This window comes from Comamonas terrigena NBRC 13299 (assembly GCF_006740045.1).
In the GTDB taxonomy this organism is placed as follows: Bacteria; Pseudomonadota; Gammaproteobacteria; order Burkholderiales; family Burkholderiaceae_C; genus Comamonas; species Comamonas terrigena.
Window position 1 is genome coordinate 2314684 of record NZ_AP019749.1, and the last position, 24168, is coordinate 2338851.

Sequence of the window (24168 nt, forward strand, 5' to 3'; positions counted from 1 at the left end):
TGTGCCATGTCAGTGGTCCAGCAGAGCCGTGCAGATCAGTGGAACTGCTCTTCTTCGGTGGAACCGGTCAGGGCCTTCACGCTGGAAGAGCCGCCCTGGATCACGGTGGTCACGTCATCGAAGTAACCCGCGCCCACTTCCTGCTGGTGCGACACAAAGGTGTAGCCCAGTTCGCGTGCCGCGAATTCGGGTTCCTGCACCATTTCCACGTAGTGCTTCATGCCTTCGCCGCGTGCATAGGCGTGGGCAAACTTGAAGGTGTTGTACCAGTTGCTGTGGATGCCGGCCAGGGTGATGAACTGGAACTTGTAGCCCAGTGCAGACAGGTCTTCCTGGAAGGACGCGATCTGGCTGTCGTTGAGGTTCTTCTTCCAGTTGAACGAAGGCGAGCAGTTGTAGCTCAGCAGCTTGCCGGGGCAGGCTGCGTGCACGGCCTGTGCGAATTCACGGGCAAAGCCGATGTCGGGCACGCCGGTTTCGCACCACACCAGATCGGCGTAGGGAGCGTAGGCCACGCCGCGGCTGATGGATTGCTCCAGGCCGTTCTTGACACGGTAGAAGCCTTCCTGGGTGCGCTCGCCGGTCAGGAAAGGCTGATCGTTGGCGTCGTGGTTGCTGGTGATCAGGTTGGCTGCCTCGGCGTCGGTACGGGCCAGCACGATGGTGGGCACGCCCATCACGTCCGCAGCAAAGCGGGCGGAAATCAGCTTTTCGCAGGCTTCACGGGTGGGCACCAGCACCTTGCCGCCCATGTGGCCGCACTTCTTCACGGCTGCCAGCTGGTCTTCAAAGTGCACGCCAGCAGCGCCGGCCTGGATCATGTTCTTCATCAGCTCGAAAGCGTTCAGCACGCCGCCGAAACCGGCTTCCGCATCGGCCACGATGGGCAGGAAGTAGTCGATGAACTCCTTGTCGCCGGGATTCACACCCTTGCCCCACTGGATTTCGTCAGCGCGCTTGAAGGTGTTGTTGATGCGGCGCACCATGGTGGGCACCGAGTCATAGGCGTACAGCGACTGGTCGGGGTACATGGTTTCGGACGTGTTGCCGTCGGCAGCGACTTGCCAACCCGACAGGTACACGGCTTCCAGACCGGCCTTGGCTTGCTGCATGGCCTGGCCGGCAGAGATGGCGCCGAAAGCGTTCACGTAGCCCTTCTTGGAGCTGCCGTTGATCTTCTCCCACAGCACTTCGGCGCCACGCTGGGCCAGGGTGTACTCGGGCTGCAGGCTGCCACGCAGGCGCACCACGTCAGCCGCGGAGTAACCGCGCTTGACGCCCTTCCAGCGGGGGTTGGTGGCCCAGTCTTTTTCCAGGGCGGCGATTTGCTGTTCGCGGCTCAGTTGGGTGTTCAGCGCTTTGGTCATCGTGATCTCCTTGAAAGGTAGTGAAACTGGTTTGCCGTGGTGTGCGGCCTTGGAGACAACTGTAGGCAAAGCGACGGCTCCCAACAATCACTTCTATCTTATATAAGACGAAAAAATATTCCTTAAAAATCAAATACTTATTTTTATATTTCTGTATGTGAAATGTTTTTTCTCATATTGAGAAAAAATGCTGCGAAGCAACAAGCATTATTTTCCACATTACGGAAACGCTTTTCTGCAATGCAACATCCCCGCCAGGAAATGATCACGCCGGACAGGAAAGAAGTACCTCGATAGAGGCGGTTGACAGGCGCCACCTCAGGGCTTCCCGCAAGCTGCTCTGCACCGGCATATCCCCTGCAGTCCCATGTCTGCAGATGGCCGTTTTAACAAAATACTGTATTCATGTACAGTTCCGTGCATGTACGCACTTCAGGATGGCAAGCATGTCCCTGTCGCCCGCGAGCGAGGCTTTCCGCCGCGCCTGCAGAGGCAGCGTGCGCTACTGCTCCACCGCAGCGCCTGTCCGCCCCTCACCGGGCTGAAGGCCGGGACAGCGGTCTATCCCATCCGTGATGGCAGCTCTACCGGAGCTTCTCCGCGAAGACGAGCCGTGATGTGCCCTCCTGCACCCCGTGCGCAATCGCTTCGTATTTCCTTGAAGGCTCCTCTTGTGGGAGCTGCAAATGCCATCTTGGCGCCAGAGATCCAGCAGATTCTGGAGATTGCCAAGAGTCCTCTTATCTTGCCGCCTGACGGTTCTTTTTCGGAGCATCTTCCATGAGCACTTTGCGTCTGCCCTATTCCACCCTCTCGCCTGCTGCCTACCAGGGTCTGCTGGCCACCAAGTCCGCACTGGACCACAGCAGCCTGGGCAAGCCTTTGATCGAGCTGGTCTATCTGCGCGTGTCCCAAATCAATGGCTGTGCCTTCTGCCTGGAGATGCATGCCAAGGCCTTGCGCGCCGGAGGCATGGCACAGGCCAAGCTCGACAGCCTGGCCGGCTGGCGGGTCAGCGCCCAGTTCGATGCCCGGGAACGCGCGGCACTGGGCTGGACGGAATCCCTGGTCGATGTGGCCCATACCCACGCACCGGACACCGACTTTGCATCGCTGCAGCCACACTTCAGCGATACCGAAATTTCCGACCTGAGCTTTGCGATTGCGCTGATGAGCGCCTTCAACCGCCTGGCCATCGGCATGCGCCAGTAGCAACTAGTCAACGTACCTTCTTGTCCATGGGTGTGCTGCGGGAGCCCAACCCCGGTCCACGCCGACCGGCACGGAATAGGCCGTGCAATGCACGGTTCGCTCTCCAGCACAAGCGAAAGTGGCTTGCGCGGCGATGGCCCTCTCCACACGGTGGGCCGCATCGTTGCGGCCCATGGCGGCTGCCACCCAAATTCGTGCCCCTGCGCCGTGCGGATTAGGTCTTGTACTTGGCCTTTAATGGACCGTTTTCCAACGACAAGGCCTGGACGAAGGTGACCTACTCCGGCTTTTCACCCTGGTTCAGGCTTGCGGGTTGGGTGACCTGACCAGGGATCGGGACCTGAACCTTTTCCCAGCCAAACAGGCGATATGGGTGCATGGGGCCTCCCTTATTTGAAATCCCGGCTCTCGGTGGCCAGCCGGCCGAGCAAATGCGACAAGTCGGCCATGCGCTCGGCGATCAGATTGCACACCGGTCCCTGGCGCTGCCATGTACCCTCCACCGCCAGCAGGCGTGAGCCCACCAGCACCTGCCGATACGCGTCGCGCACGTCGCGCCAGACGATGACCTGGGTGCAGCCATGCTCGTCCTCCAGCGACACAAAGACGGTCCCGTTGGCGGTCCCCGGCTGCTGCCGCAAAGTCACAATGCCGGCAGTCCGAACCCGCTGGCCGTTGGATAGACGGCGCAGCTCCTGCGAGGTTTTGACCTTCCAGCGGTCGAGCTTGGGGCGCAGCAGCCGCATGGGATGGCTGCGCAGCGTGAGGCCCGTGGAGGCATAGTCCCAGACCACTTCTTCACCCTCGGGCGCTTCAGGCAGCGCCAGCAAGGCTTCATCGAAGCGAGCTTCTTCCAGCAGCTCAGGCGCGGCGTTCAGGGCCGCGGCCTCCCAGACCTGCTGGCGGCGGTGTCCCGACAAGCTGGCCAGGGCCCCTGCTGCGGCCAGGGACTTCATCTCCTGCTGATCCAGGCGCGTGCGCCGGGCCAGTGCTTCGGCGCTGCCGAAAGGAGCCTGGCGGCGGTTCTCCTCGATGCGCCGGGCACTGCTGCGGCCCAGGCCCGAGACCATGCGCAGGCCCAGCCGGACTGCCGGCTGCAGCTTGCCGGTCTCTTCCAGCGTGCAGTCCACATCGCTGTGCATCACATCCACGGGCCGTACTTCGACCCCGTGGCGGCGCGCATCCTGCGTCAATTGGCTGGCGGAATAAAACCCCATCGGCTGGCTGTTGAGAATCGCCGCCAGGAAGACCGCAGGCTCGTGGCGCTTGATCCAGCTGGACGCATAGACCAGCAGAGCAAAGCTGGCCGCGTGACTTTCCGGGAAGCCGTATTCCGAGAAGCCCTTGATCTGCTCGAAGATGGATTCGGCAAAGTCGCGTTCGTAACCGCGCGTGGTCATCCCTTGCACGATCCTGTCGTAGTACTTCTCCAGCCCCCCTTTGCGCTTCCAGGCCGCCATGGCCCGGCGCAGGCCATCAGCCTCGCCGGGGGTGAAACCGGCGGCCAGCATGGCGATCTGCATGACCTGTTCCTGGAACACCGGCACCCCCAGCGTACGGCCCAGTGCCTGTTTCAAGGCCTCGCTCGGGTAGACCACCGGGTCCTTGCCCTGGCGCCGGCGCAGATAGGGGTGGACCATGCCGCCCTGGATGGGGCCCGGCCGCACCAGCGCCACTTCCACCACCAGGTCGTAGAACTTGCGCGGGCGCAACCGGGGCAGCATGGACATCTGCGCCCTGCTCTCGATCTGGAACACACCGATGGTGTCGGCGCGGCAGATCATGTCGTAGGTGGCCGGATCCTCCGGCGGGATGTCCTGCATCGTGAACGCGCAGCCTCGGCGCTGACCGATGAAGTCCAGGGCGCGGCGGATCGCCGACAGCATGCCCAGGGCCAGCACGTCCACTTTGAGCAGCCCTGCCGCGTCCAGATCGTCCTTGTCCCACTCGATGACCGTGCGGTCGTCCATGGACGCGTTCTCCACAGGCACCATGCGGCACAGCAGGCCGCGCGTGAGCACAAAACCGCCGGTGTGCTGGGACAGGTGGCGGGGGAACCCGATCAACTGCTCGGTCAGTGTGGTCAGCTGCTGCACGGCCAGGGAGCCCGCATCCAGCCCCAGCTCTGCAAAACGCTCCTGCCGGATGCTGCGCCCATCGAACCACTGCTGCCCCTTGGCGATGGCGTCCACCACAGCGAGGTCGAAGCCCAGGGCCTTGCCCACATCCCGGATGGCCGAGCGCGGCCGGTAGGAGATCACGGCCGCAGCCAGAGCCGCGCGGTCGCGGCCGTACTTCGCATAGAGGTACTGGATCACCTCTTCGCGGCGCTGGTGCTCGAAGTCGATGTCAATGTCTGGGGGCTCGTTGCGCTCCTTGGAGATAAAGCGCTCGAACAGCACGGCAGTGCGGTCCGGGTCCACCTCGGTCACGCCCAGGCAGTAACACACCGCGCTGTTGGCAGCGGAACCGCGGCCCTGGCACAAAATGCCGCGCGAGCGCGCGAAGACCACAATGTCGTAGACGGTCAGAAAGTACTGCTCGTACTTCAGCTCGCAGATCAGATCCAGCTCGTACGCGATCTGGCGTTGGACTTTCTCGGGGATGCCCGCAGGCCAGCGCCGGTGCGCGCCGTCATAGCTTGCCTGGCGCAGGTAGCTGGCCGCCGTGTGCCCTGCAGGCACCACCTCATCGGGGTACTGGTACTGGAGTTCGTCCAGGCTGAAGCTGCAGCGCGCCACCACGGCCAGGGTCTGGGCCAGCAGCTCCGCAGGAAAGGTCTGGGCCAGGCGCAGGCGGCTGCGCAGGTGGCGCTCGGCGCTGCGCTGCAGGGCGTAGCCGCATTCGGTCAGTGGCTTGCCCATGCGGGTGGCAGTCAGCACGTCCTGCAGCGGTTTGCGCGAGCGCACATGCATGTGCACGTCGCCCACGGCCACCAGGGGCACGGCGGTCAGCGCCGACAGCGCGCGCATGCGGTACAACCACAGCTCATCGTCCAGGCGCCGTACCAGATCCACGCCGATCCAGCAGCGGCCCGTGAAGTGGGTCAGCGTCCAGCGGCCCATGGCCTCCAGCTGCGCATCGGTGGCCTTGCGCTCCGGGCACAGCAGCACCAGACAGTCCTGCAGCTCCTGGCCGGTGATGCAGCCCAAGTCCAGGTGGTAAGTGCCTTTGTCCGAAGCGCGCCGCAGCTTGGTGATGAACTGGCACAGATTGCCGTAGCCGTTCAGATTCTGGGCCAGTACCACCAAAGTGAAAGGTGCTTCGCCGGCATCGCGTGGCTGGATGCAGAACTGGGCGCCCAGCAGCAAGGTCAGGCCCTGCTGCCTGGCGGCCACATGGGCGCGCACAATGCCCGCCAAGGAACATTCGTCGGTGATGGCCAAGGCACTGTAGCCCAGCGCCTTGGCACGCTCCACCAGCTCCTCCGGGCGGCTGGCCCCCCGCAGAAAGGTGAAATTGGAGATGCAGCGCAGCTCGGCGTACGCGGGAAGAAGGTGTTGCATCGCGCCTCAGGCGTAGTGCCCATGCAGAAACCAGGCGGTTTCATCGCCAGCCAGGCGGGCCTGAAAAATCCACAGCAGGCCCGCATGCTCGCTGCGCGCAAGCCAGTAGTCGCGCTGCACATTCAACGGCACCTCCCCGCTGCCCACCTGGTCACGGTGCCACCAGCCGCCTTCCACACGGTCCGGGCCCAGCAGCAGCTGCAGGGCGCCCTGGTAGATGGGCCTGTTGGCGCGTTCGACGAGACGCACAGGTGTGCCCAGCATCCAGGTCGGCTGCGGCAGCTCGCACACCAACTCCGGTTTGCTGGGGCGGTGCTGCCCAGCCGATAGCCACTGCTGCATCCATTCGGGCCTGTGGTCCGCAGAGAGCACGGGCCGGCGCACGGCATCGTTGCCCAGCCGGGCCTGAATGCGCTCCAGAGCCAGCTTGATGGAGGAGCCCTTGCCCGCCAACTCCGGAATCAGGGACCGGCTGTCTTCCACCATGGGCTCCACCTCGGTGGCCAGCAGCTCCAGGTCTCCCACCGGCGCCAGAAGCGCAACCCGGGCCAGATGCTCGGACAGCAGGCGCGAGAAGTGGTCGACATTCTGTGTCGGTTCTGCCGTGCGAATGGTCAGCTCTCCGCTGCTGCCGACATCCCGTGCGCGCATGACATCGTGGCACCAGCGCAGCGTGAAGGCGGTCGCGCCCAGTTGGCGGGCCTTCAGCCAACCCGCCATCTGCACAAGCAGACGCCGCGCCCCGAACAGCATGGCCGGCGCCAGTTCCACCCGGGACATCAGCTCAAGGCGCGCATGGAAAGCATCCGGAGCCTTCACCCACTCGTAGGTTTCAGGGCGCAGACCATAGGCCTGGTCCATGGCTTCCAACAGGACCTTGTCGAACCGGCGCGCAATGCCTGCGCGCGGCAGGGCACGCACCTGGCCCAAGGTCCGGCACCCGACCCGCGCCAATGTCGGTTGGTGGCGCTTCACAGCGGTGATGCATTCCAGCAACAGCCGATCCAGCAGCCGTTCCAAAGGCGCGGAAAATCCGTCGACACCTTTCTGCCGCGCAAAGGCCAGAGCAGCCATGCCGGTGGGAGCCCAGGCCACACGGGCACCGAGATCCCAGGCACCCTCTTCCACCAGGGCGTGCAAGCTTTTTACACCCCCAAACAAACGCAAACTGGCTTCCACTTCGATCAGCACCGCCTCCTCGAACAACGCCACGCGCGGCGTGAACTGGAGGGCCCAGACGGCAAGCTGCACAGAGTCAATGGGTGAGGTGGTGTCCGGAAGCGGTATGGGAATCAGAGCGGCCCAATGCATGCAGCACCTCCTTCTGCAGCCCCCCTGGCGCCTGAAGTTCGCGCATGCGGGGGGTGATCACGGAATTCAAGTTGCCAGGGATCGCCTTCAGGTGCAGCACCTCGGGACACACCGCCCCTCGTCGCTTTCGGATGCACACATCCAGGTCCCAGCCTGTACCCAGGGCCAGCGACACCCGCAGCGGAGCTGCCGAGGCTTCGGACATGGCCGTCTCCGGGCGGACCAGGAACACCGGGGCATCGCAATGGATGGAATGAACTTGCAGGCGGCGGATCTGCTCCGGGCGGGCCTGGGGCAGCCAGGCAATGACCGCACCGGCAGGTTCGGACTTCAGCAGCTGTTCGGTGACCCACAGACGCTCCTGCGCCCCCTTGGCGTCAATCCAGACCAACTGTTCGGGGGGCAGGCCCAGCTGGGCCAATCCCATCGCATGGGGAATCTGGGGCGGTGCGACCAGATAGATACGCGCCGCCTTGTCGGCCAGCAACCCTGGCAAGGCGGGCCCCAGAAGCCGCCATTCAGACACCGCCGCTTGCGGCTGCAGCAGCTCGCACAGGCTCGCTGTGGGCCAGCCCTGCCCTGGCAGGGCCTTGTCCAGGGCTTCGTAGCCTGTGGGCACCGTCCGGCTGGCGCAGGTGCTGACCTCGTTTCCACACCACAGCGCGTGTGCAATATGCGCAGGCAGCTTCCCCCGGTCAAGGCCGGGAGCCAGCGAAAGGCGGGCGTGGTTGGCGTAGGTCATGGCAAATACTGTTTATACATACAGTATATTGAAGTTTGCCTGCGCGCTGAAGGGGGCGTTGAGGGGACATTGAAAGAACTTGGTACTGCTTCGCTTTCCGAAGCAGTCTGTCCTGCCCCAACCGGCCGTACCGGCACGGATGGCAACGTCAGATTGCCCAAACCTGATGTGTTCTCGGGGGCATTGGTTCCTTCGCGGCCGCACACCCGTCCATGAAAAAGGCCGTGCAATGCACGGCCTGATGGCTGCAAAGCAAGGGGCTGCCCCTTGCTGAAGCGACAGAGGCTTACTCGATGATCACCACTTCCACGCGGCGGGCTTCGTCGTTGCTGCCGTCGGCCTGGGTCACTTCGGGCTTGCGCAGCTCCACATTGCCGGCGACCACGCCCTGGGCAATGATGGACTGCTGCACGGCCTGGGCGCGGCGCTTGGCCAGCTCGGCGTTCACTGCGGCGTTGCCGGTGGCGTCGTGGTAGCCGGACACCGCCAGCTTCTTGCCGCGCTGGGCGGCAATGCGCACCACATCGGCCAGGGCTTCGTCGGCACCAGCGGCCAGCTCGGCGCTGCCGGTGGCGAAGTAGAACTTGACCACGCCTTCTTCCACGCGGATGTAGGCGCCATCACCTTGCTGCACGGCACCCGCTGCCAGGGCAGGCGGGGTGCTTTGGCTGGCCACTGCAGAGTCCACCACGGCCGGAGCCGCCGCAGTAGGCGCGCCCTTGGCTCCGGCGACCGAGCGGTACACCACCGCGCCGACGACGGTGCCGACCACCAGAAGCACCAGGGCAAAAATGATGCCGAGGGCAAAGCGCTGTTGGCTGTCGTCGTCCGATGTATTGAAGGCCATGAAATTCTCCAGAGGATGTTGTGTGTGATCGTGCGTTCTTGCAGCCCGAATGCGGGGCATGGCGGAGCCTGTCCAGCCTGCCGCCGCTACGCGGGCCCGCTTGCGGGGGCCCATTCTAGAGGGAGTGCCGCCTGCATATGTAGTGCGCCTGTAGCCGCGTCGTGCCCATCCCATGGGTTTTGCTCTAGCATCACAGCCATGTCCGAAGTCCCTACTCTTCTGCCCGCCGCACCAGGCCGTGATCCACGCACTTTTTTGGAGCAAACGCTGCAGCAATGGGGGGGTGAACAGGATTTGTGGGTATTCGGCTACGGCAGCCTGATCTGGCGGCCCGAATTTGACTTTGCCGAGCGGCGCGATGCCAAGGTGCACGGCTGGCACCGCGCGCTGAAGATGTGGAGCCGCATCAACCGCGGCACGCCCGAACGCCCCGGACTGGTGTTTGCCATGCTGCCCGGAGGCAGTTGCCAGGGCGCAGCGTTCCGCATTCCCGCCCGGCAGGGGCATGAGACCCTGCATGCGCTGTGGCAGCGCGAGATGCCGCTGGCCACCTACGACCCACGCTGGTTGCAGTGCAGCACGCCCGAAGGCCCGGTGCGCGCCCTGGCCTTCACCCTGTCGCGGCACAGCCCCAGCTACTGCGGCACGCTGCCCCCCGAGCAGTACCAGCGCATCTTTGCCGAATCCGCCGGCATCTACGGCACCACGCGCGACTATGCCCTCGCCACCTACGACGGTCTGCAGGCCATGGGCATCCGCGACCGGGCGCTGGAACAGGTGCTGCACTGGGGCAAGGCCTGGGAAGACCGCCAGCCCCCGGCCCCGCCGCAGGCCCGCACAGGGCACCAGCCCCGGGGGCGCTGAACGCCCACGGTTGTCCCATGGCAGGCATGGAGGGCGCTGTAGCGCTCAGCACCCTGACAACCCGCAGCCCACACCGTGGTCAGTGCAGGCCCGGGCACCGCGGCGACGGTCGCACCATCTTGATGCGCATCAAACCCCGGGACATCCCATCGGACAGCGCCCGGCCTGCGGCCGATAATCCGCAGCATGTCTGACACCCCTACTTCCGCTCCCGACGGCGCAGCCGACACCACCCCGGACCACGCCGCAACGGCAGGGGCCGACACGCCCGTGCGCAAGCCACGCCTGGTGCGCTGGCTCATCGGCCTGCCGGTGGCCTTCTTTGCCATCCTGATGGCCATGGGTTATCTGTTCAATACCCCCGAAACCGAAGACCGCTGGGTCGCGCGCGAAACCATCCGCCTGTGCTGGAAGGAAGTGCAGAAGCCGCCCAAAGAAGGCAAGCCCGTGCATTTCACCCAGCAATCCGAATGCGAAAAGCTGGAATTCGACTTCAAAACCCAATATGGGGAAAACCCCTGATTCAGGGGCATGAAATCGGGCGGTCCGCAGGGCGGCATGCCGTGGCCGGCCGGTGGCGAAGTTACAGCTTGTGCATCGCAGCATAAAACACCGTTCCGTAGTGTGGAAGCTGATGCTAAACTCAAGTCTTATACAAGAGTTGGGATTGCGATCGCAGGCCCGCTCTTGTGGTGCGCTACACAGATAGCGAGCCGGGCCTACCCGCCCGGTGCCAATACGCCACGCGCGCAGGCGCGGTTTTTGAACCCTAGACAACAGACCACAACATGTCTTCATCCTCCAAGATCATCTACACACTGACTGATGAAGCACCGATGCTGGCAACGTATTCGTTGCTGCCCATCGTGCAGGCGTTCACGCGCTCCGCTGGCATTGACGTCGAAACCCGCGACATCTCGCTGTCCGGCCGTATCCTGGCCCTGTTCCCCGAGCTGCTCAAGCCCGAGCAACGCATCGCCAACGACCTGGCCGAACTGGGCGAACTGGCCAAGAAGCCCGAAGCCAACATCATCAAGCTGCCGAACATCTCGGCCTCCATTCCCCAGCTCAAGGCTGCCATCAAGGAACTGCAAGGCAAGGGCTACGCCCTGCCCGACTATCCTGATGTGCCCGCCAACGACGTGGAAAAAGACGCCAAGGCCCGCTACGACAAGGTCAAGGGCTCGGCCGTGAATCCCGTGCTGCGTGAAGGCAACTCCGACCGCCGCGCACCGCTGTCGGTCAAGAACTACGCCCGCAAGCACCCCCACAAGATGGGCGCCTGGACGGCCGACAACAAGGCCCACGTGTCCCACATGGATGCTGGCGACTTCTACGGCAGCGAAAAGTCCACCGTCGTGGCCAACGCTGGCAATGTGCGCATCGAACTGGCCACCGCCGCCGGTGCCACCAATGTCCTCAAGGCCACCACCAAGGTGCTGGCCGGTGAAGTGATCGACGCCTCCGTCATCAGCAAGAAGGCCCTGCGCAGCTTCCTGGCCGCACAAGTGCAAGACGCCAAGGACCAGGGCGTGCTGTTCTCCGCCCACCTGAAGGCCACCATGATGAAGGTCTCCGACCCCATCATCTTCGGCCACGTGGTCTACGCCTACTACGGCCCCGTGCTGGACAAGCACGCCGCTGCACTGGCCGAGATCGGCTTCAACGCCAACAACGGCATCGGCGACCTGTACGCCCGCCTGGACAAGCTGCCCGAAGCCAAGCGCGCGGAAATCGAAGCAGACCTGAAGGCCCTGGCCGCCGACCGCCCCGCTCTGGCCATGGTCAACAGCGACAAGGGCATCACCTGCCTGCACGTGCCTTCCGACGTGATCGTTGACGCCTCCATGCCCGCCATGATCCGCGACTCCGGCGGTATGTGGAACGCCGAAGGCAAGCTGCAGGCCGCCAAGGCCGTCATCCCTGACCGCTGCTACGCTGGCGTCTACCAGACCGTCATTGACGACTGCAAGAAGCACGGCGCGCTGGACCCCGTCACCATGGGCACCGTGCCCAACGTGGGCCTGATGGCACAAGCCGCCGAAGAGTACGGCAGCCACGACAAGACCTTTGAAATCGCCGAAGCCGGCACCGTGCGCGTGGTGGACGAAGCCGGCGCCGTGCTGCTGGAACAAGCTGTCGAAGCCGGTGACATCTTCCGCATGTGCCAGGCAAAGGACGCACCCATCCGCGACTGGGTCAAGCTGGCCGTCAGCCGCGCCCGTGCCTCCGGCATGCCCGCCGTGTTCTGGCTGGACGAAAACCGCGCCCACGACGCACAGCTGATCAAGAAGGTCACCACCTACCTGAAGGACCATGACCTGTCCGGCCTGGACATCCAGATCATGTCGCCCGTCAAGGCTACCCAGTTCTCGCTGGACCGCATCCGCAAGGGCCAGGACACCATCTCCGTCACCGGAAACGTGCTGCGTGACTACCTGACCGACCTGTTCCCCATTCTGGAACTGGGCACCTCGGCTAAGATGCTCTCCATCGTGCCCCTGATGAACGGCGGCGGCCTGTTCGAAACAGGTGCCGGCGGCTCTGCCCCCAAGCACGTGCAGCAGTTTGTGGAAGAAGGCTTCCTGCGCTGGGATTCGCTGGGCGAATTCATGGCCCTGGCTGCTTCGCTGGAGCATCTGGCCGGCTTTGCCAAGAACCCCAAGGCCCAAGTGCTGGCCGACGCCCTGGACGCTGCCACCGGCCGCTTCCTGGACGAAAACAAGAGCCCCACGCGCAAGCCTGGTGCCGGCATCGACAACCGCGGCAGCCACTTCTATCTGGCCTCGTTCTGGGCCCAGGAACTGGCCAAGCAAGGCAAGGACGCCGAGCTGCAAGCCGTGTTCAAGCCCGTGGCCGAAGCCATGGTGACCAATGAAGCCAAGATCGTCGAAGAGCTGAACGCCGTGCAAGGCAAGCCTTCGGACATCGACGGCTACTACCGTCCCGATGAAGCCAAGACCGGCACCGCCATGCGCCCCAGCGCCACGCTGAACGCCATCGTCGGCAAGCTGGCCTAAAGCCAGGTCTGTGCCCTGCCTCTGTGAAGGGGCGGTGGCGACGGCTACCAAAAACCGGCCGTCCCTTTGCGGGGCGGCCGGTTTTTTTATGTCCGGGTTATCGCACCGGCCTGGCCTGCGTACAGTGCGGCCATCGTCAGGACTCTCTTGTGACGCGAATGCATGCGCCATGCACATGCACCACCATGAGGCACAGAACTTGCTGCCTGCACGGTAAAGCTCCGCATGCCCCACCATGACTTCTGCCCTGCATTACCTGATTGCCGTCCGCCGCTGTGAAATGGGCGAGCTGGAGCAACTGCTGCACACCAGCACCCTGGTGCGCCAACTGGGTGCGCTGATCCATGCGCTGCAGGCCGAGCGCGGCCTGTCCAACATCGTGCTGGCCAGTGGTGGGCAGCGCGGCACCAGCGTTCGGCTGGCGCAGGTCCAGACAGCGGACCGCTGCACGGCACAGCTGCACCAGGCACTGGCGCAACTCGATCTGAATGCCTTCCAGGGCGGTCACGGTGCGCGGCTGTTCAACCATATCGCCTATGTGTTGCAGGGGCTGGACGCCTTGCCCGCGCTGCGCCAGCAGGTCAGCGCGCTGGCGCTGACACCCGATGCCGCCACAGCGGCCTATATCCGCCTGATCGCTGGCCTGCTGGCCGTGGTCTTCGAGGCGGCCGACAGCGCCACCGAGCCAGGCATTTCCCGCCTGCTGGTGGCCATGTTCCACTTCATGCAAGGCAAGGAGCTGGCCGGCCAGGAGCGAGCCACCGGGGCCGCTGCCTTTGGCAGCGGCCGCAGCCAGGCCGCACGCCAGCAGCACTGGCTGCATCTGATCGACGCGCAGGAGCGCTGCTTTCAGGTGTTTGCCGATTGCGCACCCGCCACGCCATTGGCGCTGTGGGAAAAGACCCAGCACCACAACCCCGAGTTGCTGGTGATCGAGCGCATGCGCCGCATGGGCTGCACCGCCGCCACCGGTCAGGCCCTGGATGCCGAGCTGAGCACACCCTGGTTTGAAGCCTGCACCGCCCGCATGGATGCCTTGTATGCCATCGAGGTGCAGCTGGCTGACGAGCTGCAGCAACGCTGCACCGCCCAGCTGCAGGCGGCCCGACAGGCGCCAGAGCCACGGGCACTGTTGCAGCGCAGCGCCGGTGCGGGTGACGCCCCTGCCCCCGCAGCGCCCGACGGCCTGCCCGATTTCTTCCATGCACCAGCCCCCGAAACCACGCTGCAACTGGGCAACAGCCTGGCACCGCAGCTGGGCCAGTCGGTGCTGAGCCTGGTCCAGGAGCAATCCCAACGGCTGCGGGCCATGCAAGCCGAACTGGAAACCGTGCGCTCCGCCCTGACCGAACGCAAGACGCTGGAGCGCGCCAAGGGTCTGCTGATGGCGCACCGCCAGCTCAGCGAGAGCGAAGCACACAAGCTGCTGCGCCAGACCGCGATGAACCAGAACCGCCGCCTGATCGATGTGGCCGAGGCCGTGCTGGCCATGGCCGATCTGCTGCCGCCGGCGCAGGGCTGACCTTCCCGCACACCATCCGAAACGCACCAACACACAGCAGCACTGGCGCCGGCACCCCTGCTGCAGCGCACCAAAACCGCGCTGCCATCCACCGATATGCGCACTGCAAAGCGCATCACCGCGCTCCATAGGCGGTGCTTCCCTGGGGAAACCCGCCGCTGGCAAGCTGGCACGGTTTCTGCATTCCTTGGCGGTGAATCCCGGCCAACGGCGGTCTGGAATCAGCCCCCACACACAGGACAACGGCGTCCCCATCCCCTGCGCACCGCAGACGGATCGGGACGCCGTTGTGCTTTGCAGCGCTGGAAACAGCCCTGTGGTGGGATCCGTCGTTCCGTTGAAAAAGCATTCGCCCCACGCACTGGAAGGAGCCGAACCATGGCACAGCACACCCCGGATACCGCTTGCACTCCCCCATCCACCCCGGCAGACCCCATGGAAGCGGGCAGCCGCCGCCAGTTTCTGCGCCAGGCTGGCGGCATCGCCGCAGGTGCCGCCCTGTACACCCAGTTGGGACATGGTGGCGTATGGGCCGCCGGATCGGACGCCCCGGAGAAAAAGGAAGTGAAGATCGGCTTCATCCCGCTGACGGATTGCGCCAGCGTGGTCATGGCCTCGGTGCTGGGGCTGGACCAGAAGTACGGCGTCAAGATCATTCCCACCAAGGAAGCCAGCTGGGCCGGCGTGCGTGACAAGCTGGTCAACGGCGAGCTCGACTTCGCCCATGTCCTCTACGGCCTGGTCTACGGGCTGCACCTGGGTGTGAGCGGGCCCAAGAAGGAAATGGCCGTGCTGATGACGCTCAACCAAAACGGCCAGGCCATCACCCTGTCCAAGAAACTGGCGGACAAAGGCGCAGTGGATGCCGCCAGCCTGGCCAAGCTCATGGCCAGCGACAAGCGCGAATACACCTTTGCCCAGACCTTCCCCACCGGCACCCATGCCATGTGGCTCTATTACTGGTTGGCATCGGCCGGGATCGACCCGCTCAAGGACGCCAAGGTCATCACCGTGCCACCGCCGCAAATGGTGGCCAATATGCGCATTGGCAATATGGATGGCTTCTGCGTGGGCGAACCCTGGGGCCACCGCGCCATCATGGACAACATCGGCATCACCGCCGTCACCACGCAGGACATCTGGCAGGGCCACCCCGAAAAAGTGCTGGGCACCACAGCCGAATTCGCACAGAAAAACCCCAACACGGCGCGCGCCGTGATGATGGCCATTCTGGAAGCCGGCCGGTGGATCGACGCCAGCCTGCAGAACAAGCTGAAGATGGCCGAGACCATTGCCGGCAAAGCCTATGTGAACACCAGCGTGGACGCCATCAACCAGCGCATCCTGGGCCGTTACCAGAACGGTCTGGGCAAGACCTGGGACGACCCGAACCACATGAAGTTCTTTGCCGATGGCGCGGTGAACTACCCCTACCTGAGCGACGGCATGTGGTTCCTGACCCAGCACAAGCGCTGGGGCCTGCTCAAGAGCCACCCCGACTACCTGGCAGTGGCCAAGCAGATCAACCGCACCGACCTGTACAGCCAGGCCGCGGCACAGCTGAAGGTGAACGTGCCCAAGGACACCATGCGCAGTAGCAAGCTGATCGACGGCGTGGTGTGGGACGGCAAGGACCCCACCAAGTACGCCGACAGCTTCAAGGTCAAGGCCTGAGCCACTACCGCCCTTCATTGATTTTTCAGGAGAAGCACCATGGTCAGTGCCATCTTTCATTCCCCGCGCGGTGATGCAGCCCCGCCCCAGGGCGCCATCGCCGCCGCGGCCGCCAACGACGCCACCCACAGCGCCCCTGCCACGGCACACAGCAGCACCGCTGCCAGCGCCCATGCACCCACCACTGGCCCCATGCCGACGGCCCCTTCACGCCTGCGCCAGCTGCTGGCGGCACTGGCACAGACCGTGCTGCCCCCCATCATGGGACTGGCACTGCTGGTGGGCCTGTGGTCGCTGGTGTCAGGCAGCACCGGTCAGGCCATTCCAGGGCCGCTGGACACCTGGCAGCAGGCCGTCGAGGTGTTCAGTGACCCGTTCTACCGCAACGGCCCCAACGACCAGGGAGTGGGCTGGAACGTGCTGGCCTCGCTGCAGCGCGTGGGCCTGGGCTTCGGGCTGGCCGCGCTGGTGGGAATTCCGCTGGGATTTGTGATCGGTCGCTTCCGCTTTCTGTCCCGCATGTGCAACCCGCTGATCAGCCTGCTGCGCCCGGTCTCGCCGCTGGCCTGGCTGCCGATTGGCCTGCTGGTGTTCAAGGGCGCCAACCCCGCCGCCATCTGGACCATCTTCATCTGCTCCATCTGGCCCATGGTCATCAACACCGCGGTGGGCGTGCAGCGCGTGCCCCAGGACTATATGAACGTGGCCCGCGTGCTGAACCTGAGCGAATGGAAAATCGCCACCACCATCCTCTTCCCCTCGGTGCTCCCCTATCTGCTGACCGGTGTGCGCCTGGCCGTGGGCACGGCCTGGCTGGTCATCGTGGCCGCCGAGATGCTGACCGGCGGCGTGGGCATCGGCTTCTGGGTCTGGGACGAGTGGAACAACCTGAACGTCAAGAACATCATCATCGCCATCTTTGTGATCGGCATCGTGGGCCTGCTGCTGGAATGGGCACTGGTGAAACTGGCTTCGGCCTTTACGTTTGAAGAGGTGAAAGCATGAACCATCCGACCTTGCACAACCCGTCGCTCTCCACCAAGTTCATCCAGATCCAGGGTGTGGAGCAGACCTTCACCACGACCAAAGGGCTATTCCCTGCACTGCGCGACATCAACCTGAACATTGCCAGGGGCGAGTTCGTGAGCCTGATCGGCCACTCGGGCTGCGGCAAATCCACCCTGCTGAACCTGATTGCCGGGCTGACCACCCCCACCGCCGGCAATCTGCTATGCGCCAACAAGGAAATCAAAGGCCCGGGCCCCGAGCGCGCCGTGGTGTTCCAAAACCATTCCCTGCTGCCCTGGCTGACCTGCCATGCCAACGTCCATCTGGCCGTCGAGCGCGTGTTCGGCAAAAAGGAAACCAAGGCCCAGCTCCAGGCCCGCACTGCGGCTGCCCTGGAACTGGTGGGGCTGAGCCATGCAGCGCACAAGCGGCCGGGCGAAATCTCCGGCGGCATGAAGCAGCGCGTGGGCATTGCCCGGGCACTGTCCATGGAGCCCCAGGTGCTGCTGATGGACGAGCCTTTTGGTGCACTGGACGCCCTCACCCGTGCCAAGCTGCAGGACGAGTTGCTGGAGATCGTGGCACGCACCCGGAGCACCGTGGTCATGGTTACCCATGATGTGGACGAAGCCGTGCTGCTCTCCGACCAGATCGTGATGCTCACCAACGGTCCCGCCGCCACCATTGGCGAGGTGCTGCAGGTGCCGCTGGCGCGCCCGCGCAACCGCGTGGCACTGGCCGAAGACCGGGACTACCAGCGCTGCCGCAAGGCGGTGATCGATTTTCTCTACACCCGCCAGGGCCATGTAGAAAAAGCGGCTTGACCCCGTCCACAGACGCCGGGCACCGCAGGCGTGCACTGCGGTGGGCCACGGCACGCGCTGAACACACCACGAACGCACCACCACGGTGCGTTGCAATACCGGGTGAAGCACCCGCTCCCGGGCAAGTTCCTGGAGCCAACTGGCACAGAAACTGCTTGAAATGAACGAGGCCACCGCTGGCCCGCAGACCTGCTATGCAATGGCGCAAAGCAGGTCGCACAAGACAAAGGCGTCTTTTCCCCGCAGCACACCGCTGCCCGGAAAGGACGCCTTTTTTGTTTTCGAACCTGGAATGAAGCAACCACCCACGGGGGCACGATGAAAAAATCCCAACTGGTTCTGGTAGGCAACGGCATGGCCGGTGTGCGCGCCCTGGAAGAGCTGCTGAAGATTGCACCCGATCTGTACCAGATCACGGTCTTCGGCGCAGAGCCCCACCCCAACTACAACCGCATACTGCTCTCGCCCGTGCTGGCCGGCGAGCAGACGCTCGATGAAATCGTGCTCAACGACTGGTCCTGGTACCAGGACCATGACATCCACCTGCACACCGGCTGCACGGTGACCGAGGTGGACCGGGTGCGCCGCGTGGTGCATGGCGTGGATGCGGCGGGCAACACCATCAGCGCCCCTTATGACCGCCTGGTGCTGGCCACCGGCTCCAACCCCTTCATCCTGCCGCTGCCCGGCCACGATCTGCAGGGCGTACTGGCCTACCGCGACATTGCCGACACCCAGGCCATGATCGACGCGGCCACCCGCTACCGCCATGCCGTGGTCATCGGTGGCGGCCTGCTGGGGCTGGAAGCGGCCAACGGACTGATGAAGCGCGGCATGCAGGTGACGGTGGTGCATGCCAGCGAATGGCTGATGGAGCGCCAGCTCGACGATGTGGCCGGCCGGATGCTGCAGCAGTCGCTGGCCGAGCGCGGCATGCAGTTCCTGATGCAGGCCCAGACCCAGGAGCTGCTGGCCGGCGACACCGGCCGCGTGCGTGCCGTGCGCTTCAAGGACGGCAGCGAAGTCCCGGCCGATCTGGTGGTCATGGCCGTGGGCATCCGCCCCAACACCGCCCTGGCCCAGCGCATGCACCTGCATGTGGACCGTGGCATTGTGGTCAGTGACACGCTGCAGACCGTGACCGATCCGCGTATCTACGCGGTGGGCGAATGCGCCGCCCACCGCGGCGTGGCCTACGGCCTGGTGGCCCCGCTGTTCGAGCAGGGCAAGGTGCTGGCCAACCACCTGGCCGAATGGGGCATCGGGCGTTACCAGGGCTCGCTGACCTCCACCAAGCTCAAGGTCACCGGCATCGACCTGTTTTCGGCCGGCAACTTCCAGGGTGGTGCGGACACGGAAGAAATCGTGCTGCGCGACCCCTATGCCCCCGGCGGCGGCGTCTACAAGAAGCTGGTGATCCAGGGGGACAAGCTGGTGGGCGCCTGCCTGTATGGAGACACCGTGGACGGCAGCTGGTACTTCAAGCTGCTGCGCGAAGGCCGCTCGGTCGCCGACATCCGCGACCGGCTGATGTTTGGCGAGTCGAACATCGGTGACACCGGCCACGAAGGCCACAGCAAGGCCTCGGCCATGGCCGACAGCGACGAGGTCTGCGGCTGCAACGGCGTGACCAAGGGTGCCATCTGCAAGGCAATCAAGGACAAAGGCTTGTTCACGCTGGACGAGGTGCGCAAGCACACCAAGGCCAGTGCCAGCTGCGGCTCCTGCACCGGGCTGGTGGAGCAGATCATCATGTTCACCGCCGGTGGCGACTATTCCAGCACGCCCAAGACCAAGGCGGTGTGCGGCTGTACCGACCATGGCCACCAGGCCGTGCGCGAGGCCATCACCCAGCACCACCTGCTGACCACGGATGCGGTCTTCCGCTTCATGGAATGGCGCACGCCCAATGGCTGCGCCACCTGCCGCCCGGCCGTGAACTACTACCTGATCAGCACCTGGCCCAAGGAGGCGCAGGATGACCCGCAGAGCCGCGCCATCAACGAGCGCAGTCACGCCAACATCCAGAAAGACGGCACCTACAGCGTGATTCCGCGCATGTGGGGTGGCGAGACCACGGCAGACGAGCTCCGCCGCATTGCCGATGCGGTGGACAAATACCAGATCCCCACGGTCAAGGTCACCGGCGGCCAGCGCATCGACCTGCTGGGGGTGAAGAAAGAAGATCTGCAGGCGGTGTGGAACGACATCGGCATGCCCAGCGGGCACGCCTACGCCAAGGCACTGCGCACCGTCAAGACCTGCGTGGGCAGCGAATGGTGCCGCATGGGCACGCAGGACAGCACCCAGCTGGGCAAGGATCTGGAACGGGCCATGTGGCGCATGTATGCGCCGCACAAGGTGAAGTTCGCCGTCAGCGGCTGCCCGCGCAACTGTGCGGAATCGGGCATCAAGGATGTGGGCATCATCGGCGTGGACAGCGGCTGGGAGATGCACATCGCGGGCAACGGCGGCATCAAGACCGAGGTGGCGCATTTCTTCACCAAGCTCAGGACTGCCGAAGAAGTTCTGGAGTACACGGGCGCCTTCATGCAGCTTTACCGCCTGGAAGGCTGGTACCTGGAGCGCACGGTGCACTACGTGAATCGCGTGGGCCTGGACTACGTGAAGCGGCGCATTCTGGAAGACGCCACCGGCCGTAAGGCCCTGTGGGAACAGCTGCAGTTTGCCCTGGATGGCGAACCCGACCCCTGGTTCGAGCTTGACAAGGCCCATGTGGATGCCCGCCAGTTCCAGCGCGTCATCCCCATTCTCCCGGCCATGACACCGCTGGCGGCTCCCACCCAGACCGCCAGCGTGTGATGCACCGCCCCGGCAGGCCTCCATGAATCCCCCATCGATACCAGCAGATCCGAAAGGAATAGCAATGACCACCTGGCAAGCCATCTGCGCCGTCCACGACATCCCCGTGCTGGGCGCCCGCCGCGTCGCCCGCCCCCAGGGGCTGGACGTGGCCTTGTTCCGCAATGCCGAGGACGAAATCTTCGCCCTGCTCGACCGCTGCCCGCACAAAGGGGGGCCGCTGTCGCAGGGCATGGTGTTCGGCCGCAGCGTGGCCTGCCCGCTGCACAACTGGACCCTGGACCTGTGCGACGGCCAGGCCGCTGAGCCCGACGAGGGCTGTACCCCCGCCTTTGCCGTCCAGGTGCGCGACGGCCAGGTGTTCATGGATGCGGCCGAGCTGGCCACCAAGGCCACCGACCTGACCCGCCCCATCGCCGGGCCGGCCCGCCGCTGCGGCCAGGCCGCCAGCAACGCGGCCTGAACGCAGCACCACTCTCAAGCTCAAGCATGGTGGCATGCACAGACCCGTCTGCACACGCCGCTCCCCACCTCGGAAAGCCCACGCCATGGCCGAAACCCCTTCCACCTGCCCGTACTGCGGCGTCGGCTGCGGTGTGATCATCCAGTCCGAAGGGTCGCAGATCACCGGCGTGCGCGGCGACCCCCTGCACCCGGCCAACCACGGCCGCCTGTGCACCAAGGGCAGCACGCTGCACTTGACCGCCGCCCCCGCACTGGCCCAGCAAACCCGGCTGCTGCAACCACTGCTGCGCGCTGGGCGCGGGCAGGCGCCCCAACCCACAGACTGGGACACCGCACTGGACCTGGCCGCCACCCGCATGGCCAATACCGTGCAGCAGCACGGGCCGGATGCCGTGGCCATCTACGCCAGCGGCCAGTTGCTAACGGAAGACTATTACGTCTTCAACAAGCTGGCCAAGGGCCTGCTGGGCACCAACAACCTGGACACCAATTCCCGCCTGTGCATGAGCAGCGCCGTTGCCGGCTACAAAGCCACCCTGGGCGCCGATGCCCCGCCTGCCTGCTATGACGATCTGCAGCATGCCCGTTGTCTGTTCATCGTGGGCAGCAATGCGGCCTGGGCCCACCCCATCCTGTTCCGGCGCATCGAAGACGCCAAGGCCGCCAACCCGCAGCTCAGGATCATCGTGGCCGACCCGCGCCGCACCGAAACGGCCGAGATCGCCGACCTCTTCCTGCCGCTGCAACCCGGCACCGATGTGCAGCTGTTCCACGGCATGCTGCACGCCATGCTGTGGGAAGGCTGGCTGGACACGGACTATATCGCCCGCCACACCAGCGGTTTCGATTCCCTCAAGGCCCTGGTGCGCGAAGCCACCCCCGAGCGCGTGGCACGCGACTGCGGCCTGGACATGCAGGATGTGCTGCAGGCCGCGCGCTGGTTTGCACTGGGTGGCGAAGACGGCAGCACCGCCCAGCGCGCCCCCACGCTCAGCCTGTACTGCCAGGGCCTGAACCAGAGCAGCAGCGGAACGGCCAAGAACGCCGCGCTGATCAATCTGCACCTGGCCACCGGCCAGATCGGCAAGCCGGGTGCCGGCCCGCTGTCGCTGACCGGCCAGCCCAACGCCATGGGCGGCCGCGAAGTGGGAGGCATGGCCAATCTGCTCAGCGGCCACCGCGATCTGGCCAATGCGCAGCACCGTGCCGAAGTGGCTGCCTTCTGGGGCGTGCCCAGCGTGCCGGCCAGTCCCGGCAAGACCGCCATCGAACTGTTTGAAGCTGCCGCCGACGGCCAGATCAAAGCCCTGTGGATCGCCTGCACCAACCCGGCCCACAGCCTGCCGGACCAGGCCACCGTGCGCCGCGCACTGGAGCGTGCAGACTGGGTCGTGCTGCAGGATGCATTCGCCACCACGGCCACCGCCGCCTACGCCGACCTGCTGCTGCCCGCCACCACCTGGGGGGAAAAGCTGGGTACCGTCACCAACAGCGAACGCCGTATCTCCCGCGTGCGCGCCGCCGTGCCGGCGCCAGGCCAGGCCCGGCACGACTGGCAGATTGCCACGCAGATCGCGCAGCGCATCGAGGCCCGCCTGCGCCCCGGCCAGCCCAGCCTGTTCACCTATGACACCGGCAACGCCGCAGCAGGCGCCGAGCGGATCTGGAACGAACACCGCGACAGCACGCGCGGACGGGATCTGGACATCACCGGCCTGTCCTGGCCACTACTGGAATCCGCAGGCCCGCAGCAATGGCCGCTGCCCGCCGGTGCGCAGGCAGGGACGGCACGCCTGTATGCCGACGGCATCTTTCCCACCGCCGACGGCCGCGCCCGCTTTGCCGCCCAGCCCTACCGTCCAGTTGCCGAGCCGCGCAACGCGGGCTTTCCCCTTAGCCTGAACACCGGCCGCCTGCGCGACCAGTGGCATGGCATGAGCCGCACCGGCCAACTGGGCCGCCTGTTCGCCCACCAGAGCGAACCCGTGCTGAACATGCACCCGCAGGACATGGAGCGCAGCCGTCTGCAGCCCGGCCAGCTGGTGGCGGTGCGCAGCCGCCACGGCCAGATCGTGCTGCCGGTGCAGGCCGATGCCGGCCTGGGTCTGTCCCAGGTCTACCTGCCCATGCACTGGGGCAGCGAGTACCTGAGCGGACGCAATGCCCAGGGCCAGGCCGTGGGGGGCGTGAACGCACTGACCACCCCGGCGTTCTGCCCCCAGTCCAAGCAGCCGGAGCTCAAGCATGCCGCCGTCAGCGTGCAGGCCGTGGACCTGCCCTGGAGCTTGCTGGCGCGCGTCTGGCTGCCCCCGGAACGCGTCCTCGCTGCACGCCAGCAACTGGCGGTCTTGCTCCCTGCGTTCGACTTTGCCAGCTGCGTGCCTTTTGGGGAAAACGGTGCCCTGGAGCAAGCCGCCGGCGCCCGCCAGGGCCTGCTGCTGCGCGCAGCATGCGCCACGGCGCCCGATGCGGCCCTGTTGCAGCACGTCCGCCAGTTGCTGCAGCTGGAGGGGCCGGACCTGCTGCATTACGCCGATGCACAGCGCGGCCACAGCCGCACGCTGCGCCTGCGCGCCGGCAGCGCTGACACGGCGGGCCAGACCTGGCTGGACGGCCTGCTGCTGTGCGGCGACACCCGTGCCGGCGGCTGGCTGTCGGCTTTGCTGGAAAGCGATGCCCCGCTGCAACTGAGCAGCCGGACCTTGCTCAGCCCCGGTGCCGAGCCGCCGAGCGGCCTAGCCAGTGCCCGCAGCGCGACCGTGTGCAGCTGCTGGGGCGTGGACGAGCAGGCCATCACCCAGACCCTGCACGACTGCCGCGGCAGCGACGCCCAGCGTCTGGAACAGCTGCAAAGCCAGCTGAAATGCGGCACCCAGTGCGGCTCCTGCCTGCCGCGGCTGCGCCAGCTGGTGCGCGACAGCGCTGCGCACGCCCTGCCCGCCTGACCACGCCTCCCCGATATCCCCTATCCGCCCAGGAGACC

At 65.3% G+C, this 24168-nt stretch carries 16 protein-coding genes; 11 read left to right on the plus strand and 5 right to left on the minus strand.

Annotation, left to right across the window (positions count from 1 at the left end):
- Window positions 1–35 precede the first annotated feature (35 nt).
- Window positions 36–1367, minus strand: a complete 1332-nt coding sequence (aceA, locus tag CT3_RS10505; RefSeq protein ID WP_066531856.1) for an isocitrate lyase — start codon at window positions 1365–1367, stop codon at window positions 36–38.
- 780 nt (window positions 1368–2147) lie between these two features.
- Here aceA and CT3_RS10510 point away from each other — a divergent pair.
- On the plus strand, window positions 2148–2579 hold the full coding sequence (locus tag CT3_RS10510; protein ID WP_066531857.1) for a carboxymuconolactone decarboxylase family protein: 432 nt from the start codon (window positions 2148–2150) through the stop codon (window positions 2577–2579).
- 389 nt (window positions 2580–2968) lie between these two features.
- On the opposite strand, the gene CT3_RS10515 is transcribed toward CT3_RS10510, so the two are convergent.
- From CT3_RS10515 to CT3_RS10530, 4 genes are all read right to left on the minus strand, one after another.
- Entirely contained in the window at window positions 2969–6085 is a 3117-nt protein-coding gene (locus CT3_RS10515; protein WP_066531859.1) for an error-prone DNA polymerase, read from the minus strand.
- A 6-nt stretch (window positions 6086–6091) separates the two neighbouring features.
- Window positions 6092–7396 carry a Y-family DNA polymerase gene (locus CT3_RS10520; RefSeq protein WP_066531861.1) on the minus strand — a complete coding sequence of 435 codons (1305 nt, stop codon included), beginning with the start codon at window positions 7394–7396 and terminating at the stop codon, window positions 6092–6094.
- On the minus strand, window positions 7341–8138 hold the full coding sequence (gene imuA / locus CT3_RS10525; RefSeq protein ID WP_066531870.1) for a translesion DNA synthesis-associated protein ImuA: 798 nt from the start codon (window positions 8136–8138) through the stop codon (window positions 7341–7343). Before imuA ends, CT3_RS10520 begins: the two co-directional genes overlap by 56 nt.
- Before the next feature lie 286 nt (window positions 8139–8424).
- On the minus strand, window positions 8425–8985 hold the full coding sequence (locus CT3_RS10530; RefSeq protein WP_066531872.1) for an OmpA family protein: 561 nt from the start codon (window positions 8983–8985) through the stop codon (window positions 8425–8427).
- 198 nt (window positions 8986–9183) lie between these two features.
- On the opposite strand from CT3_RS10530, the gene CT3_RS10535 reads away from it, so the two are divergent.
- From CT3_RS10535 to CT3_RS10580, 10 genes are all read left to right on the plus strand, one after another.
- Window positions 9184–9849 (plus strand): gamma-glutamylcyclotransferase, encoded by a 666-nt coding sequence (locus CT3_RS10535; protein ID WP_066531874.1) that lies wholly within the window; start codon window positions 9184–9186, stop codon window positions 9847–9849.
- Between the two features lie 186 nt (window positions 9850–10035).
- A complete protein-coding gene (locus CT3_RS10540) occupies window positions 10036–10371 on the plus strand; it encodes a hypothetical protein (RefSeq protein WP_083520171.1) in 336 nt (111 codons plus the stop codon).
- Window positions 10372–10637: 266 nt separating this feature from the next.
- Window positions 10638–12869, plus strand: a complete 2232-nt coding sequence (locus CT3_RS10545) for an NADP-dependent isocitrate dehydrogenase (protein ID WP_066531876.1) — start codon at window positions 10638–10640, stop codon at window positions 12867–12869.
- A 235-nt stretch (window positions 12870–13104) separates the two neighbouring features.
- Window positions 13105–14391, plus strand: a complete 1287-nt coding sequence (locus CT3_RS10550) for a nitrate regulatory protein (RefSeq protein ID WP_066531877.1) — start codon at window positions 13105–13107, stop codon at window positions 14389–14391.
- Window positions 14392–14826: 435 nt separating this feature from the next.
- Complete coding sequence (locus CT3_RS10555) at window positions 14827–16065, plus strand: CmpA/NrtA family ABC transporter substrate-binding protein (protein ID WP_066531886.1); 1239 nt, start codon at window positions 14827–14829, stop codon at window positions 16063–16065.
- Between the two features lie 39 nt (window positions 16066–16104).
- Entirely contained in the window at window positions 16105–17070 is a 966-nt protein-coding gene (gene ntrB, locus CT3_RS10560) for a nitrate ABC transporter permease (protein ID WP_066531888.1), read from the plus strand.
- On the plus strand, window positions 17067–17897 hold the full coding sequence (locus tag CT3_RS10565) for an ABC transporter ATP-binding protein (protein ID WP_066531891.1): 831 nt from the start codon (window positions 17067–17069) through the stop codon (window positions 17895–17897). Before ntrB ends, CT3_RS10565 begins: the two co-directional genes overlap by 4 nt.
- Window positions 17898–18215: 318 nt before the next feature.
- Window positions 18216–20720 (plus strand): nitrite reductase large subunit NirB, encoded by a 2505-nt coding sequence (gene nirB / locus CT3_RS10570; RefSeq protein WP_066531900.1) that lies wholly within the window; start codon window positions 18216–18218, stop codon window positions 20718–20720.
- Between the two features lie 64 nt (window positions 20721–20784).
- Window positions 20785–21183, plus strand: a complete 399-nt coding sequence (nirD, locus tag CT3_RS10575; protein ID WP_066531903.1) for a nitrite reductase small subunit NirD — start codon at window positions 20785–20787, stop codon at window positions 21181–21183.
- Window positions 21184–21268: 85 nt separating this feature from the next.
- Window positions 21269–24130: a nitrate reductase gene (locus CT3_RS10580; protein ID WP_066531906.1), complete on the plus strand. Its 2862-nt coding sequence runs from the start codon at window positions 21269–21271 to the stop codon at window positions 24128–24130.
- Window positions 24131–24168: the final 38 nt, after the last annotated feature.